The sequence below is a fragment of the Mucilaginibacter sp. KACC 22063 genome (assembly GCF_028736115.1).
Lineage (GTDB): Bacteria > Bacteroidota > Bacteroidia > Sphingobacteriales > Sphingobacteriaceae > Mucilaginibacter.
In genome coordinates, this window is record NZ_CP117877.1 from 302,720 (window position 1) to 319,245 (window position 16,526).

14 protein-coding genes are annotated in these 16,526 nt (G+C 42.2%); 9 read left to right on the top strand and 5 right to left on the bottom strand.

The genetic code is table 11. The features are described from left to right. Positions 1–65 precede the first annotated feature (65 nt). On the top strand, positions 66–1,256 hold the full coding sequence (locus tag PQ461_RS01415) for a serine hydrolase domain-containing protein (RefSeq protein WP_274207840.1): 1,191 nt from the start codon (positions 66–68) through the stop codon (positions 1,254–1,256). Positions 1,257–1,307: 51 nt separating this feature from the next. Then, entirely contained in the window at positions 1,308–1,508 is a 201-nt protein-coding gene (locus PQ461_RS01420; protein WP_274207841.1) for a hypothetical protein, read from the top strand. A 299-nt stretch (positions 1,509–1,807) separates the two neighbouring features. Here PQ461_RS01420 and bla read toward each other — a convergent pair whose 3' ends face one another. Both bla and rsmA read right to left on the bottom strand, forming a co-directional pair. Beyond that, positions 1,808–2,674, bottom strand: coding sequence for a subclass B3 metallo-beta-lactamase (bla, locus tag PQ461_RS01425; protein WP_274207842.1), 867 nt, complete (start codon positions 2,672–2,674; stop codon positions 1,808–1,810). A gap of 198 nt (positions 2,675–2,872) precedes the next feature. Beyond that, the gene (gene rsmA / locus PQ461_RS01430) at positions 2,873–3,652 is read right to left on the bottom strand and encodes a 16S rRNA (adenine(1518)-N(6)/adenine(1519)-N(6))-dimethyltransferase RsmA (RefSeq protein ID WP_274207843.1); all 780 of its coding nucleotides are present in this window, start codon (positions 3,650–3,652) and stop codon (positions 2,873–2,875) included. 140 nt (positions 3,653–3,792) lie between these two features. Here rsmA and pdxA point away from each other — a divergent pair, with 140 nt between their 5' ends. Both pdxA and PQ461_RS01440 read left to right on the top strand, forming a co-directional pair. Beyond that, positions 3,793–4,848: a 4-hydroxythreonine-4-phosphate dehydrogenase PdxA gene (gene pdxA, locus PQ461_RS01435; protein WP_274207844.1), complete on the top strand. Its 1,056-nt coding sequence runs from the start codon at positions 3,793–3,795 to the stop codon at positions 4,846–4,848. 93 nt (positions 4,849–4,941) lie between these two features. After that, positions 4,942–6,123 (top strand): DUF5009 domain-containing protein, encoded by a 1,182-nt coding sequence (locus tag PQ461_RS01440; RefSeq protein WP_274207845.1) that lies wholly within the window; start codon positions 4,942–4,944, stop codon positions 6,121–6,123. Positions 6,124–6,200: 77 nt separating this feature from the next. On the opposite strand, the gene PQ461_RS01445 is transcribed toward PQ461_RS01440, so the two are convergent. Next, positions 6,201–7,733, bottom strand: coding sequence for a serine hydrolase (locus tag PQ461_RS01445; protein ID WP_274207846.1), 1,533 nt, complete (start codon positions 7,731–7,733; stop codon positions 6,201–6,203). A 69-nt stretch (positions 7,734–7,802) separates the two neighbouring features. Here PQ461_RS01445 and PQ461_RS01450 point away from each other — a divergent pair, with 69 nt between their 5' ends. Together PQ461_RS01450 and PQ461_RS01455 are read left to right on the top strand one after the other, a co-directional pair. Further along, a complete protein-coding gene (locus PQ461_RS01450; protein WP_274207847.1) occupies positions 7,803–9,983 on the top strand; it encodes a S9 family peptidase in 2,181 nt (726 codons plus the stop codon). An 89-nt stretch (positions 9,984–10,072) separates the two neighbouring features. Beyond that, on the top strand, positions 10,073–10,546 hold the full coding sequence (locus tag PQ461_RS01455; RefSeq protein ID WP_274207848.1) for a hypothetical protein: 474 nt from the start codon (positions 10,073–10,075) through the stop codon (positions 10,544–10,546). A 39-nt stretch (positions 10,547–10,585) separates the two neighbouring features. On the opposite strand, the gene PQ461_RS01460 is transcribed toward PQ461_RS01455, so the two are convergent. After that, entirely contained in the window at positions 10,586–10,996 is a 411-nt protein-coding gene (locus tag PQ461_RS01460; protein WP_274207849.1) for a hypothetical protein, read from the bottom strand. 192 nt (positions 10,997–11,188) lie between these two features. Here PQ461_RS01460 and PQ461_RS01465 point away from each other — a divergent pair, with 192 nt between their 5' ends. The 3 genes from PQ461_RS01465 to PQ461_RS01475 all read left to right on the top strand — a co-directional run bounded on the left by PQ461_RS01465 (position 11,189) and on the right by PQ461_RS01475 (position 13,801). Further along, positions 11,189–11,728 (top strand): hypothetical protein, encoded by a 540-nt coding sequence (locus tag PQ461_RS01465; protein WP_274207850.1) that lies wholly within the window; start codon positions 11,189–11,191, stop codon positions 11,726–11,728. Between the two features lie 625 nt (positions 11,729–12,353). Then, positions 12,354–13,145, top strand: coding sequence for a sensor histidine kinase (locus PQ461_RS01470; RefSeq protein WP_274207851.1), 792 nt, complete (start codon positions 12,354–12,356; stop codon positions 13,143–13,145). Beyond that, positions 13,145–13,801 carry a response regulator transcription factor gene (locus PQ461_RS01475; protein WP_274207852.1) on the top strand — a complete coding sequence of 219 codons (657 nt, stop codon included), beginning with the start codon at positions 13,145–13,147 and terminating at the stop codon, positions 13,799–13,801. The genes PQ461_RS01470 and PQ461_RS01475 overlap by 1 nt, the downstream gene beginning before the upstream one ends. An 11-nt stretch (positions 13,802–13,812) precedes the next feature. Here the strand turns inward: PQ461_RS01475 and PQ461_RS01480 are convergent, their stop codons facing one another. Beyond that, the gene (locus PQ461_RS01480) at positions 13,813–16,461 is read right to left on the bottom strand and encodes an alpha-L-rhamnosidase (RefSeq protein WP_274207853.1); all 2,649 of its coding nucleotides are present in this window, start codon (positions 16,459–16,461) and stop codon (positions 13,813–13,815) included. Positions 16,462–16,526: the final 65 nt, after the last annotated feature.

A 16,526-nucleotide genomic window follows, 5' to 3' on the forward strand; every position in this document is an offset into this window, starting at 1 on the left:
TTACTGGCGTAACAACTGGTCCTTAGAACCATCCAAACAGAAGCTGTCTGTTCAGCAAAGGTTTCATGAGAAAATTATTTACCAGTACTTTCATTGCGTTAACTGGAATATTATTCATAGCAGCGCATAGTCAATCGAGTAAAAGTAGCCAGCCATCAATAGACAGTACGATTATTGCTAAAATGCAGCAAAGCGGCATGGTGGGGCTTGGTGCTGCTATTATCATAGATAAAAAACTGGCCTGGAAGAATGGTTATGGCTTTGCCAACAAGGAACAGGGAACTCCTTTTACCACATCAACGATAATGAACATTGCCTCGGTCAGCAAAACCGTTACCGGTGCCTGCCTGATGAAAGCCGTTGAGCAGGGTAAAGTGAGTTTGGATGAAAATATCAACAGCTACCTGCCTTTTAAGATTATTAATCCGAACTTTCCGCAAGAAATCATCACCTTGCGCCAGCTGGCTACCCATACCTCCGGGCTTACAGACCGTTATCCGTTTTACACAGACAGTACTTATTATAATGGAAAAGATTCACCTGAAGCATTGGGAGATTTTTTGAAAAACTACTTTGTTAAAGGCGGTAAACATTACAGCAAAGAAAACTTTTTAGCCCATAAGCCCGGCACCTACCGCGATTATTCGAACATTGGGGCTGCATTGGCAGGATACATTGTTGAACTACGAACAGGGAAAAAATTAAACACTTACAGCAAGCAAAATCTTTTCGAACCACTTGGCATGCATAATACCAGTTGGTTTTTAAAAGAAACAAATCTGGCTAAGCACGCCGCGCTCTATGATAAAAAGAATGACATTGTTGCTCAAATACCATTATATGGCTGCACCACTTACCCCGATGGCGGTGTGCGCACAACGGTGGATGATTTAACCAGCTTTTTTATCTGCTTGTTGAACAATGGGAACTACAACGGAAAACAGGTTTTAAAAGAAAGTTTGGTTAAGGAAATGCTGCAATTCCAGTTCACAGAAAAAGATAAGCCCGAAAATGTAGACCCGGCTAAGCTTAATTCGGGATTGTTTTGGGCAACTAAAATGGGCGGAAAGCGTATCGGGCATAATGGTTCTGACCCTGGTGTGCGCACCTTTATGCTGTCTGACCTGGACAGGCATATCGCCGTAATATTATTCGTTAATACTTCATTAGAAGAGAAGGATGAAGATAAGTTCTTTGAGATCTATAATATCCTGTACAACTACGGACTTACACTTGCGAAAGGTAAAGCTGAGTAGACACTATTAATCGAATTAATATATTCATGAATGAAAACAAATGTTTGTGAAATGAGAAAATTCACCTACCTGACAGTTTTGTTTCTTTTAACAGCTGGTACATTGTTGGCACAAGGCAATGTATCAGCTATATATTGTGCATTGAATTTACCAAGTGACCAAACCAAGGGGACATTTTATTGGCAGGAAATAAAAAAGAAGCCAACCGGAGCATTTCAGATTTATTGGTTAAAAGATCATAATATTAAATAAGATTTAACCGGAAAGATACCTTAGAAACCTATTTTTTAGCACCAGATGTTAAACCAGAAGAGCTTAAAAAAGTACCTCAAAAAAGATTAGGATTAAATTTAAAAGGTATATATATCGATCTCAATCAGCCCTGGCCATTTTACTATGCAATATATCAGGATCCCAAAAACAGAAATTCAGTTCTACTTTTGCTATACGAAGGTGTAGGCAAAGACATTGTAGCTGCGAGCTATTATTCTGACAAGCCCTACAATCCTTTTAAAGCTGCTGGCATCAACGTGGAAACAAAATAGTTCTGTTTATTGCTCTGCCAGCTTCTTGTCGTAATCAGCTTGCAGTTCATTAAGTTCATCGTAGTAAGTTTTCTTGTCTGCAAAAGCTAAGGGATTGTATGGGCTGCCGGGTTTATGCTTTTCAACAAGGTCAAACTGCACACCATGCGAAGCCATCCAGATATCAAATTTTAAATGCTTCATGGCATTAAGGGTATAGGCATAATCTTTAGCAATGTTAGGATAAGTAGTAACATCCTTAAATTTTTTGTCGGTTACTATTGTAGGCATGTTGGCAATAAGTACTCTATAGCTTCGCTTGTTATCTTTTACATTGAATATATAGCTGCAAGAGCCTTTAGTATGCCCGGGATGGTTCAGTATCGTCAGTTTTGTGCCGCCTAACACAATGCTATCACCATTGTGCAAAACGCGGTCAATCTTTATCGGTTTAAATACACAAACATTACCTGTAAGTTCATAGTCAGAGCGGCCGCCGTCTGCTACTACCGCAGCATCGCCTTCATTTACCATCATTTTAGCGCCCGTTAGTTGCTTTATGGCCGCCATAGCGCCAAGATGGTCAAAGTGTGCCTGGGTAGTCAATAGTATTTTGGTATCAGTAAGTTTAAAGCCGAGCGTTTCGATGCTTTTCTTGATCAGTGGTTGAGATGATGCCAGCCCGGTATTGATCAGTATATTGCCTTTAGGGGTTACAATAAGATAGCATGCCAGGTCAGTGGTGCCTACATAATAAAGATTGCCGGCAATACGGAACGGCGGAAAGGGTTTTGACCATTCGGGGTGCTTATGGGTGTCAGGCTCATAAACTTTTTGAGCATTGGCAAAAATGTGTGCAGACAATAAAAAGAGGATCAGCAAAATCTTTTTCATGATAAAGAAGGACGTGTATTGTGGTTAATATAATGCAAACGCTATAATTTGTAAATTTATATATAGACCCTTTCAAAATACTTTTTGGTCATGCAAAGCGAATACGTTTGAACCTGTATTATTGATCTTAACAAGTATTATGTTTACCTAAACTGATTTTATGATGTTACGATAAGAAGATGCCTTAAAGCAATTGCGCTACCTGTTTGCGGTTATCTTGTTAGTCAGTTCCACAAAATCATTAACTGAAAGCCGTTCAGCCCGAAGATCGAGCAAGGGCTCTTCGGCCATTTTCTCTTTGTTGATCAATGCCGAAAGTGCATTACGCAAAGTTTTTCTGCGCTGGTTAAAGCCTGCCTTTACCACCTGCCAAAAAAGCTTCTCCTCACAGTCGAGCGTGGCGATATTATTCCGGGTAAGCCTGATGACACCCGAAAGTACCTTTGGTGGCGGGTTGAATGATCCTGCTTTTACCGTGAACAAATACTCGCAAGTATACCAGGCCTGCAAAAACACACTTAATATTCCGTATTCTTTGCTCCCCGGCTTAGCGGTGCAGCGTTCTGCCACTTCTTTCTGGAACATGCCTACTACCTCAACCACCTGCTGGCGGTTGTCGAGCACTTTAAATAAGATCTGTGAAGATATATTATAAGGGAAGTTACCGATAATGGCAAAGGGCTGCTTAAATATGCTGCTAAAATCCATCTCCAAAAAATCGGCATTGATGATACGGCTGGCAGCCTGGGGGTATTGCTTCAGCAGGTATTCGTATGATTCTGTGTCGATATCGATCAGATAGGTTTCATATTCGGCATGCTGGAATAAAATATCAGAGAGCACACCCATGCCCGGGCCTACCTCAAGAACCTGATTGAAACGCTGTTCGGGGCGCAGGCCGTTGACAATGCGGGCTGCTATATTTTTATCAGTCAGAAAATGCTGACCCAGATGTTTTTTGGCTCTGACTAATGACATATAACGTGTATTTAAAGCAAATTAACTCATATTTATGCTTTTGTCAGGAATATTGCGCTTAAAATCTTTTCTTTGCAGTTGTTAAACTGGTTTCACTCCATATCAGTGTAATCATATTTCTATCGTGTAACCATTTAAATATGAGTGAAAAACTAAAAATTGGTATTAGTATAGGCGACGTTAATGGAATTGGTCTTGAGATCATCATTAAAACCTTAGCCGATACCCGAATTTTCGATTATTGCACCCCAATTGTTTACGGGCATACCAAGGTGGCATCGTTCCACCGCCGGCTGGCCAACGTTCATGACCTTAATTTTACGGTGATTAACCATCCTTCGCAGGCGCAGCATAAAAAGGCAAACCTGATTAACTGCTGGGAAGAGGATGTAAAGATTGATGTAGGTGTTATTAATGAAACCGGAGGCAAGTATGCATTCCTGTCTTTACAACGCGCTACCGATGACCTGGTAAGTGGAGATATTGATGCGCTGGTAACGGCACCTATTAATAAAGATAATATCCAGAACGAGCAGTTCAGTTTTCCGGGTCATACCGAATACTTGCAGGATCGTGACGGCGCTGCCGAATCTTTAATGTTTTTGGTGAGCGATACGCTGCGTGTAGGTGTTGTAACCGGGCACATTCCGGTAAGTAAGGTTGCCGAAAGTATTACTATCGGGAAAATATTGGCTAAGTTGAAGCTGATGAACGAATCGCTTAAGCAGGACTTCTGGGTACGAAAACCTAAAATTGCGGTTTTAGGTTTAAATCCTCATGCGGGCGACAATGGCCTGATTGGTATTGAAGAACAAGCAATTATTAACCCTGCTATTGAAGAAGCAAGGGCGAACGATATACTTGCATTTGGCCCATACCCTGCTGATGGCTTTTTTGCCAATGGTACTTACCTGCAGTTTGATGCTGTTTTGGCCATGTACCACGATCAGGGCTTGATTCCGTTTAAACAGATTGCGTTTGAGTCGGGCGTTAACTTTACAGCAGGTTTAAATTTTGTTCGCACCTCGCCGGATCATGGGACAGCTTATGACATTGCCGGGCAAAATAAAGCTTCTGAGGTTTCCTTCCGTGAAGCATTATTTACCGCTTTGCACATTGTTAGGCACCGCCGCGAAAATGAAGAGCTAAACGAGGATCCGTTGAAATTTACTAAGCTAAGCCGCGACAGAGATTAACTAAAAATGTCACAATTAACTTACAGTTATAATCTTTTAAACACAGATGCGTTAAATTAGCAAACATCCGTAAACACTCTATCTACCTTATTAATGAATAACGTATATGACCGGGTGCGTTCCATTGACGCCTTTCGGGCTGTTACAATGTTCCTGATGATCTTTGTGAATGATCTTGACGGAGTACCTAAAACGCCCTCTTGGCTTAAACATGCCGCTGAAAATGCCGACGCACTTGGATTTGCCGATACTATTTTTCCTGCTTTCCTTTTCATTGTAGGATTATCCATTCCATTTGCTTTTGAAAACCGCATCAAACGCGGCGATCATCGCATACCTGCAAGAATTATTACCCGGTCCTTTGCTTTGATCTTTATAGGCTTTTACCATGCCAACATGGAAACCTATAACGAAGCTATAGCCATATTACCCAAGCCCGTATGGGAGAGCCTACTTACCTTCAGTTTCTTCTTTATATTTCTTGATTACAGCCACTTTAGTAAGGTTAAACGCTATTTGCTGCAAGGCTTTGGTATTGCATTGCTGGTAGCTATGTCTGTTTTATACAAAACAACCGATCCCGGCCAAACCTGGCTGCACCTTACCTGGTGGGGTATTTTGGGACTTATCGGATGGGCATACCTGTTATGCGCGCTTATTTACTACTACTCTGGCGGAGTATTATGGGTGCAGGCAGCTGCCTGGATCTTCTTCCTGTTCTTTAATCTTGATTTCCACTTCGGGCTTTTAGATTTCCTTGCGCCCGTTCAAAAATACGCATGGATTGCCGGCAACGGCGCTATGCAGGCCTTTACCATGGCAGGTATTGTAGTGTCTGTAATGTACATGCGATTGAAAGAAAACAAGGATATTCAGCTGCTTTGGATCGGCATGATCCTGTTGGCATTTATCCTGTTTAATCTGGGCATTATTGTAAGGTATTTCAGCGGCGGTATTTCTAAAGCGCATGATACTCCATCGTGGGTGTTTATCTGTACCGGTTTCAGCCTGATTGCCTATGCCTTTTTTGCCTTCCTGGTTGATTTTAAGCATAAATATAAATGGGCCAGCATTATTGAACCGGCAGGCAAGCAAACCTTTACCTGCTACCTGGTGCCGTTCATATTTTATCCCATTTATGAAATGACCAACCTGGGCTATCCCGAATACCTGAGCCAGGGAACAGGCGGGTTGATTAAGTGCTTAATCTTTTCTTTCCTGATGATATGGCTTACAGGCTTGTTAAATAAGATTGGTATTAAGTTGAAGATATAGACTTCTAAAAATTAGTAGAGATGCAAGATCTTGCATCTCTACCTCATATTACCTCTTACCTCAGTCATCTTTTATCCCTACTGCTTCTTAAAATCATAAGCGCCGTATTCAATAAAATCTGAAACCTTAACACGCAGGTTGGTTACACGGCCGTTTTGTACAGTGAAGGGGAAAATGGCTTTGCCAAACTCCGGGTCCGAAAATGTGGCATAAAAGCGGTTGCCTCCTAAAGGCTGCAGGCGGGCAAACATGCGCGGGTGATGCTCAAAGCGCACTTCAAGGTCGTTATTATCACCACGGGCAATAGTGAGGCTGCCATACAGATCGTTCATATATTTACCAGTATAATCATTTAGTGATAGCGCAGGTTTTGGGTTAAGTGCTAAAGAGTCGCGCATGCGCATGTTTTGTTGTAGTGCAGCATCATAACGCACTTTGTAACGGTTTAAGGCCTTAGTGCTGTAATCTTCAAAAGGCTTTTTAAAGTACGCAGCTAAAATTTCCCAGCGCAGGGCATCATAAAGCTGGTTCTGGTCGCTGTTGGTAAGTATCACAATACCTAAATGTTCTGAAGGGACAAGCGTTACAGATGATACATACCCGTTTACGCCACCATCATGCATTATCAGCATTTTATTATCATAAGTCTGCAAGAACCAGCCAAGGCCGTAAAGCTCAAAATAAGCTTCGCCGTTTGGCCCTTGTGCTGCCGATACAATATCCTGTGCCTGGCGCGTGGCATCAATAGCAGCCGCAGGTATTACCTGTCTGTTGCCAACCTTTCCGCCGTCGAGTAAGGTCATCATCCATTTGCCCATATCGCTGGCTGAGGAGCTGATAGAACCTGCCGGAGCAAGGTTGTCTATAGAAGGGAACGGAATAGCAATCAGCCTGCCATCGGTTATGGTATGTGCAGATGCTTTATTAATTGTCTTTGGGAAATCCTGGCTAAGTGCCAAAGTATTTGTCATACCCAGCGGAGCAAAAATATTCTCTTTGATATATACTTCCCAGGGCTTACCGGTAACACGCGGAATAATTTCACCCGCGGTTAAAAAGGCGGCATTAGTATAGCCCCATGTGGTACGGAAGGGGTATTGCGGCTTTATGTGCGCCATTTTTTCAATCACCTCGTTACGGGTGAGGTTGCTTGTCCAGTAGGTAAAATCACCCTGAAAGGTGCCAAAACCAATGCGGTGGCAAAGCAGGTCGCGTATAGTCACCATTTGTGTAGCCTGGCTGTTCTCCAGCTTAAACTCCGGAATATATTTGGTCACCTTGTCATCAAGCGAAAGTTTGCGCTGTTCTTGCAGCATGGCAAGGGCTGTAGCTGTAAACGCTTTGGTGTTACTGCCAATCATAAAAAGGGTATTCTGATCTACCTTGGTCGGCACCCCTAATTCTTTGATCCCGTAGCCCCGCATTAATACAATGCGGTTGTCTTTCACAATACAAACAGCAGCACCCGGAATACGCCAATTGGTGAGCGCCTTGTTAATGTAAGCATCAAGGCTATCGGTAATAAATTTGCTGCGGTTGATTTGCTGTGCATTGGCAGTAACAGCGGTTAATATAAAAAAGCTTAAAAAAATGGAGTATCTTATTTTCATTCAGCTATCAGAATTTAGATATTTACAGTTGGCTAATACTATAAACGCCGATTTATATTTTTTGATCTAATGAAATTCAAATTTTCCCCTTTTGCCAGGCTGGCATTAACCATTGTGTTTGGTTTGGCCTGCTTTTACCAGGCTGCTGCACAGTTTCCGGGCACCCAATGGACCAAAGATGGTTTTCACTATTACGAGCTTGACAATGGAAATATTGTGAGCGTAGATGCGCGCGAACCATCAAAGCAAACGGTGCTGCTTAACCGCAACCAGTTAGGCATTGCCAAAGGAGACACGATAAAGGTACGCAGGTTTTCGGTATCACAAAACGGAGATAAGGTATTGATCAGCACCAATACCAAAAAGGTTTGGCGCTATGATACCCGGGGCGACTACTGGCTTTATGACCTGCACACCAATAAACTAAAACAGTTAGGTAAAGGAAGGCCGGCATCGTCATTGATGTTTGCCAAGCTATCGCCAGATGGTACAAAGGCCGCTTATGTAAGCGAACATAATATTTATGTGGAGGATTTAGCCACAGGTACTATCAAGCCTTTAACTACTGACGGCACCAAGCGTTTGATCAACGGTACGTTTGACTGGGCTTATGAAGAAGAGTTTGATTGCCGCGATGGGTTCAGATGGTCGCCTGATAGCCGGTCTATCGCTTACTGGCAAATTGATGCCCGTAAGATCAGAAACTACCTGATGCTCAACACTACAGACTCTGCCTACTCATTTAATGTGCCTGTTGAATATCCGGTTGCCGGCACCGACCCAAGTTCATGCAAAGTAGGGGTTGTAAACGTTTCAACGGCAAAAACTAACTGGATGAAAGTTCCGGGTGATGCTGTGCAGCATTACATCCCGCGTATGGAATGGGCTGCCAGCAGCAATGAACTGATATTGCAGCAGCTGAACCGGGCACAAAATGAAAGCCGCATTATCATGTGCAATATTTCAAATGCAACGGCGAGGATAATATCAAGTGAAACTGATAAGGCCTGGGTTGACGTAAAGCCTGAACCTATTGGCTGGGATTGGTTAAGCAGCGGTAAGGCTTTTATATGGCTAAGTGATAAAGACGGCTGGAGGCATATTTATAAAATCAATCGTGAAGGCCAGGAGCAATTGCTTACCAAAGGCAACTATGATGTGGTGGAGGTTAGCCTGATTGATGAAGCTGACGGTTTTGTGTATTTTATTGCATCGCCGGAGAATGCAACACAACGTTATTTATACCGTGTTTCTTTAAATGGCAGCACCACGCCCGACCGTATTACGCCAATGGACCAGCCGGGCACTCACAGCTATGAGCTATCGCCGAATGGTAAGCTGGCATTACATAATTTTTCAAACAGCTTTACCCGTCCGCTGTCAGAAGTGGTTAACATCCCGCAGCACCAGCACATCGGTGGTACAGAAATTAGGTTAAATGCCGATGCCGTTAAAAACAAAACCGAGTTTTTTAAAGTGAAAACCGCTGATGGCATTGAGCTGGACGGCTGGATGGTAAAACCAACTAACTTTGATCCATCGAAAAAATATCCCGTTGTATTTTATGTGTATGGTGAACCGGCTTCGCAAACCGTGATAGACAGGTTTGGCGCATCGCGTAACGGGTTGTACAAAGGCAGCATGGCTGATGATGGGTATATCTACATATCTATCGAAAACCGCGGTGCACCTGCGCCACGCGGACGCGAGTTCCGTAAAGCGATCTATAAAAATATCGGCATTTTAAACGTACACGACCAGGCAATGGCCGCCAAAGAGATTTTAAAGTGGCCTTATGTTGATAGCAGCCGTGTTGCGGTTTGGGGCTGGAGCGGCGGTGGTTCGTCAACCCTTAACCTGATGTTCCAATACCCTGAAGTATACAAAACAGGTATTGCTATTGCAGCCGTGGGCAACCAGCTTACGTATGATAATATTTACCAGGAACGCTATATGGGCGTACCTACTGATGAAGCCGGGCGTGCGGTTTTTATTAAAGGGTCGCCGGTTACTTATGCCAAAAACTTAAAGGGAAACCTGTTGTACATTCATGGTACCGGAGACGATAACGTACATTACGCTAATGCCGAGCAGCTGATCAATCAGCTGGTTAAGTACAACAAGCAGTTTCAACTGATGTCATACCCAAACCGCACACACGCCATATCAGAAGGCGAAGGCACTACCGAACATTTGCGTACACTTTATACACAATATCTTCGTGAACATTGCCCTCCGGGTGGAAGATAGGATGCTTCCTGATCTTGAGAATAAAGTTGCTCTTCATTGTTATACAGTTCATTGCATTTTCGTAATGGCTGTATAACAATAACCGAAACATGAAAACTTTAAAAACCTTATTCATTATTACAGCAGCGGTGTTTATGATTGCAGGCTGCAAAAAAGACAATGGCAAATCCGATCCGCTTTTGGGCACATGGCAGAAGAAAATCGTTGCCAGCTCAGGCGATGTGCAGGTAGAAGAATATAAGTTTAAAAGCGATGGTACTTTTGAGTTAAGAAGCGCCATAGCAAATTCCAGCAACCAGGTGCTTGGTTACACTTACCGAACGGTAGGTACCTATACCGTTTCAAAAGACCAGCTAACACTTAACATATCTACCACTTACACAAAAGATGATGCTAGCCAGGGTTATGTAGCAATTGATAAACTGGTATCACATCCGCCGGTATTTCAATCGCTTAGTTATACTGTAGCATACAATGCTACAGTAGATTCGTTGTCGCTTACTATACACTGCCCGCCAAATGCAGACTGTATAGGTGGCGAAACCTGGTATCAAAAACAGTAGATAAAAACAAAGCCCCGGAATATCTCCGGGGCTTTGTTTTTAGTTGCCGCTAACAGCGCAAAAGGTGTCAATACCTTTTGTAAGGATATATTTCACAATCTTTTTCACAATGGGTTTAAGTATGATGCCGCCGGGTATAATACTTGATAATGCATCAAGCACGGCCTCAATAATATCTTCAACAGTTGAAGAGCCTGTAAGCACCCTGCAAATAAAATCCTTTATTTTTTTTAAGATACCACCTACATTTATTGCTGCAGCAAAATTGCTTGTAAAGCTAATGGCAAAATTGTTTGACTTTGCTTCTGCCTGCAAAGCCTTTTCATAGTACTTGCCTAACTCCTGTTCAAGTTCGCTTTCGGTAGGCGTGGTAACGTCGTCAAGATTACCGAACTCTTTTACCAGTTCTTTGGCATCAAGTTGATTGTAGTTTTCGTCGAATAATAACATAGCTGTAAAGATTTAAGTGTGTATTATTCAAATTTCATGTAAGCGTTCGGCTTAAGGTAATGTAGCATCGCCCTTATTAAAAAGGTGTTTTTACGGTGTTTAATAGGATATAAAAACGTTGTAAATCTGGTAGTTAAGTGTGAGATTTGGGGAGACTACTTAATTAATTATTCACAATTAAACCTTTAACACATGCCAATTCAATTAAACAGCACTAAAAGTGATTTCTTAGGCGGCCCCATAGATGCCGAAGCTATTAAAGCCATGGTAAAAGCTTACCGCGCAAACAGGCTTAAAGATAGGTTCTCCTTAAAATTTGCCCATTTCTCTGTGCCCGAATTACTTAAACTTTTGGTTAGTAATGGTATACTCAGATTAACTGATGCAGAAATAGCAGCAACCTCTGATTATGGATTAAAAATTTACAAAGGCAGCCATAATGTAAGTATGGATACCTGCCCTGCAAACCGGCCAGGTTATAAACCTTTTGATACGGTTATTTTGTGTAACACCACTATAAAAGAAGAAAAGCTATCAGGAGGATCAGCGATCCAAATTTGGCATGATATGCTAAAGGGAAATGATTTTGTCTCGCTTGCAGGCGCAGGTACGGATGTATTGGGCAGTATTACCGTAGGAAGCGGCTTAGACCGGGGCTCTATTTGCCCACCGGATTGCGACGGAGGCGATGGTGATGGCTTTTATCATGATGATATTGGAAGTAATTTTTAAAAAATCGGATGCTAAGGTTCCCTTACTATCTTTTAGCAGAATGGTTATGCTTTGTAGTAGCCATTCTGCTAATAAAGAAACCAGTTCCCAGGTACTGGAATGTTATAAAATACTACCTCGGTATAGTCGTGGCTACAGAAAGCATTGCTTATTACCTGGGCTGGATGCTTAAAAGCAATAACCAGTGGATTTACAACCTTTTTATGGTTGTTGAATTTAGTTTTGATATATGGTTTATATCAAGGTTGTGGCTGTTTAGTAACTTTCGTGGGTTGATATATACAGCATTCATATCTTTTGTGATAGTTTATTTCATAGAATGGCACCAGGTAGGGATTACCACATTTTTTGAAAAAACATGTATATACGGGTCGGTTGTGGCGATATTATTTTGCATGGTTTATTTTTACAGTCTGTTTCAAACCGAGCATTATGTTAATCTTTTAAAAGAGCCTGCTTTTTGGTTTATATCGGGCTGCTTTATTTTTTATGCAACAAGTATAGGGGTAGATACTTTTTTTAGCCAGCTGGTGCGGGTTAAAATCAAGCATACAGTATCGTTACGGTATATTATTATGAATGTATTAAACATTATATTGTATTGTTTTTGGATTAAGGCTGTTATATGTCTGAAAATCAAAGAGAAATATATATCGCAGTTATAACTACCTCGGTAATCTTTCTGTTGATTGCCTGTGGCCTTATTTTGCTTGTACTAATTTATAACCGCCGTAAACAAAAGCATATTGAAGAAAAAGCAGCAATGCAAAATGCTTTTGGCGCCGAACTTATTAAAACACAATATGAGGTTCAGGAACAAACGTTGCAAACCATAGGCGCCGAACTGCATGATAACATCGGTCAGTTATTAAGTTTAACATCACTTACGCTGGGCTCAATTGAAATTGAACAAGACGGAAAAATTAAGCAGAAGATAGATACTGCCATAACGCTTACCAATAATTCGATAAAGGAAATGCGGATGCTTGGCCGGTTACTGCAAGGGGAAAACCTGATTGGGCAGGGCCTGGCTAATGCTGTTTTACAAGAGTTGCAGTGGCTGGAAAAGTCGGGGAGATTTGAAATAAGTTACCAGATAGAAAAACACTGGCCCGAAAGCGGCAATGCAGATAAAGATCTTTTCATTTTTCGTATCATACAGGAAATTATTAATAACATTATCAAACATGCCTTTTGCACCCGCATCAGCATAAAGCTTGAGCTTAAACAGGGGGTATTGAATCTGATTGTTGAAGATAATGGTGTTGGGTTTGACCCGGGGACACAACAGGAAGATAAAAATGGAATGGGTTTGCAAAACATTAATCGCAGGGCGGCCATGATTGGCGGAAGTGCAGAAATTTATTCTATGCCGGGAAAGGGCACCAGTATTACACTATTTATACCTTATCCGTAATGGAAACATCACCAATTAATATTGCTATTGTGGATGACCATACTTTATTCAGAGAAGGAATGGCGGCATTGTTATGTGAGTTTAGCGAGATCAATATCCTGTTTCAGGCGGGGCATGGTATCCAAATGCAGCAGATGCTTCAGAAAGAAAATGCGCCTGATGTAATATTAATGGACATTAATATGCCGCTAATGGATGGTTATGATGCTACTGCCTGGCTCTATAAAAATTATCCGGAGGTAAAGGTTTTAGCATTAAGTATGTTTGAAGATGATGTTTCGGTAATTAAAATGATCAAGGCCGGCGCATGCGGATACGTGTTAAAAGAATCACGCCCACGCGAGCTGCTTAATGCCATTACTCATTTACATGAAAGAGGCAGTTACATGAACGAACTGGTATCGCGCAAACTGCTGAAAAATGTAAAAGAAGAAAGCAGCAAGCTGCTGCTTACCAAGCGCGAACTTCAGTTTATGAAACTATGTTGTTCTGAACTTACCTATAAAGAGATTGCCGATAAAATGTTTGTGAACCACCGTACCGTAGACAATTACAGGGAATCGTTATTCTTAAAGCTTAATCTTAAATCGAGGGTTGGTATTGTGCTATATGCCATAAAAAACCAGATCTTCAATTTTAAAGAAAATTTTCAATAGGTAACCAACTATTATTGTAATAGCACCTTAAAGTCATACGTTCCGGATACCAGCTTTCCTGTGTTTTGAAACGGTTTGCCGTTAAGCGTTATCCTACCTTTTGGCAGGCGCAAACTTGCTGTAGCATTGGCAGGGATAATTAAATGATAGTCAACATCACTGCCGTTTCTTTTCCATGCTGAAATGATTTTTCCTTGCGGCGCATCGTGTTCGGCTTCAAAATGTGTAAGTCCTGATACAAAATGCGGCTCAATAATGATGTTACTAAAGCCGGGATGTTCAGCGTCGGGCCTTATACCACCAATGCCTTTATAAAGCCACGCACCTATTTCGCCAAACATAATGTGGTTCAGGGAGATGTCACTCTTCGAATCAATGTTCCAGTTTTCGTAAAGCGTAGTAGCGCCGTTTACCATCCACCATCCCCATGATGGATAAGTTGTCTGTGCGGCTATTTTGTAGGCCACGTCGGCATAGCCATTGTCGCTTAATGCGGTTAATATAGCCTTAGCGCCAAGTATGCCAACATCGAGATGGTAGTTTGCATCGGCCACAGCTTTGGCAAGGTTAGCAGCTACTTTTGGTTTAAGTTGCTCAGGAACTATACCCCAATACAGCGGAGCGCTTTGCTCGGTCTGATAGCCTGACCCGTAAACACCTGTTTTGGTATTGAGATATTTTTTATTGATAGCATCCTTAATCTTTTCGGCAAGCAGCGAGTACTTGTTGTAATCATCTGTTTTACCAATTAGTTTAGCCGCCTTTGCCAAAATATTGACATCGGTATAGTAATAAATAGAAGAAGTTAGTTCAACCGGGGATTGCGATTTTACCGGCACCCAATCACCCAAACCCCAGGTGGTTAAGCCTGATGGATACAGGTAATTGATGTGATCCACATATTTTCTGATGTTATCGTAGCAAGCAACAAGTACTTTTTTATCGCCGTAAAATTCGTAGATTTTCCATGGGATAATAGCGATGGTACTTGTCCAGTCGGGGCCGTTTGCCCATTCGTAACCCCAACCCGCTGATGGTATAGTAGCCGGAAATACGCCATTTGGCTGCTGCTCGTCGCGGTGGTCATTCATCCATTTTTCGTAAACTGATATACCATCGAAGTTATACAAGCCTGTTTCTATAGCGATATGCGCATCACCCGTCCATCCGTTTTTCTCACGCTGAGGGCAATCGGTTGGATAGCCAAACAGGTTCGACAGGTAAGAGTTATTGGTAGCCTGCCAGATCTTATCTATAATAGGGTTTGACGAGGAGACATGCCCAACGCTATTTACATCGCTGTGCATAAACCAGCCCACAAGGCTTTGCTCGGTTAAATGAATCGGTTTGCTGCTGGTAATTTCAACATACTGAAATCCTTTGTAATTAAAGCGCGGCATAAAGGTTTCTTCGCCCTTGCCACTTAAGGTAAATATGTCGGTTTGGAACGGGTCGAGATCATCATGCGGACGATAATGCATAATAATGTTCGATTGATCGGCGCGGCCATTTTTATATAAACGTTCTGCATGTTGTAACCTGATCACCGTTCCTGCTTCGCCTTTAACCGTAAGCTGGCTAACGCCCGAAAAGTTACGCCCCATATCAAATACATAAGCGGTATCATTTATCTTATGCATGGCTTTTACAGGTATGCGCAATACATTGCGGATAGGCACCATAGTTTGCGATTTGATTTTTTCAGACGGGGCAGGCCTGATCAGCACATCTTTCCAGGTAGTATCGTTAAAGCCGGGTTTGTTCCATCCGGGTTGCTCCAGGCGGGCATCATAATGCTCACCTGTGTAAATGCTGTTGAAAACCACAGGGCTTAAAGCCGTTTTCCACGAAGCATCAGAAACAACGGTTTCAACTGTGCCGTCAGAATAGGTAATGCGCAGATCCATGCAAAACGCCGGGCGGGCACGCCACCAGGCTTTGTCAAAATACCATACCGCGGTCGACTGATGATTATACCAGCCATTACCCAGTAAAATGCCAAGCGCATTTTTGCCTTTCTGTAGTTCAGCAGTTATATCATAAGTTACATACAGGTTACGTCGGTCGAAACGCGTATACATCGGGTCGAGGCGGTGGTCACCAATGCGCTGGCCATTAATATATAACTCGTACAAGCCAGCCGCTACGATATAAGCCCTCGCTGATACGATCTTCTTTTTAACTGAAAACTCATGCCTGAAATACGGTGCAGCCTTTTCATCGATGCTTTTATGATCGCTTATCCAGTAGCCTTTCCATTGGTCCATGTTAAGCATGGCTGTTTCAAACGAGGCAACTGATGATAGCGAAGCTTTATGATCTTTATCCCACTGGCGTACACACCAGTAGTACTTGGTAAATTCATGCAAGGGCTTGCCCTGGTAATTGACCAATGTTTGCTGCGATTTAATTTCGGCAGTTTGCCAATCGGTCCCTGTGCCTTTCGCAACCTGTGCCGAATCTGTACCTACAATAAGCTGATAAGCAGTTTGTCTGGCGCCCTGCCTGGGATCGTCCATCCGCCATGATAACCTAGGGTGCAAGGCATCAATACCAAGCGGATTATTTAAGTGCTCGCATTGAAGTGCCACAGGTTTGGCCGCAGCATTTGAATAAATTGCCGCAAGCAGCAAAAGCGAAGAATATATTTTAGTTAGCACCGCAAAGTTTTTTTCTAAAATACAATAATTGCTCAATTAAGATTATAACATATTAATTCATTGAT

Excerpts from the sequence above, each read along its gene's own strand:
- rsmA (WP_274207843.1), bottom strand. The coding sequence starts at position 3,652 with ATGTCATTAGTCAGAGCCAAAAAACATCTGGGTCAGCATTTTCTGACT.
- PQ461_RS01445 (WP_274207846.1), bottom strand. The coding sequence starts at position 7,733 with ATGAAAATAAGATACTCCATTTTTTTAAGCTTTTTTATATTAACCGCT.
- PQ461_RS01440 (WP_274207845.1), top strand. The coding sequence starts at position 4,942 with ATGAATAACGTATATGACCGGGTGCGTTCCATTGACGCCTTTCGGGCT.
- pdxA (WP_274207844.1), top strand. The coding sequence starts at position 3,793 with ATGAGTGAAAAACTAAAAATTGGTATTAGTATAGGCGACGTTAATGGA.
- PQ461_RS01450 (WP_274207847.1), top strand. The coding sequence starts at position 7,803 with ATGAAATTCAAATTTTCCCCTTTTGCCAGGCTGGCATTAACCATTGTG.
- PQ461_RS01420 (WP_274207841.1), top strand. The coding sequence starts at position 1,308 with ATGAGAAAATTCACCTACCTGACAGTTTTGTTTCTTTTAACAGCTGGT.
- PQ461_RS01465 (WP_274207850.1), top strand. The coding sequence starts at position 11,189 with ATGCCAATTCAATTAAACAGCACTAAAAGTGATTTCTTAGGCGGCCCC.
- PQ461_RS01470 (WP_274207851.1), top strand. The coding sequence starts at position 12,354 with ATGTCTGAAAATCAAAGAGAAATATATATCGCAGTTATAACTACCTCG.
- bla (WP_274207842.1), bottom strand. The coding sequence starts at position 2,674 with ATGAAAAAGATTTTGCTGATCCTCTTTTTATTGTCTGCACACATTTTT.
- PQ461_RS01475 (WP_274207852.1), top strand. The coding sequence starts at position 13,145 with ATGGAAACATCACCAATTAATATTGCTATTGTGGATGACCATACTTTA.
- PQ461_RS01455 (WP_274207848.1), top strand. The coding sequence starts at position 10,073 with ATGAAAACTTTAAAAACCTTATTCATTATTACAGCAGCGGTGTTTATG.
- PQ461_RS01460 (WP_274207849.1), bottom strand. The coding sequence starts at position 10,996 with ATGTTATTATTCGACGAAAACTACAATCAACTTGATGCCAAAGAACTG.
- PQ461_RS01415 (WP_274207840.1), top strand. The coding sequence starts at position 66 with ATGAGAAAATTATTTACCAGTACTTTCATTGCGTTAACTGGAATATTA.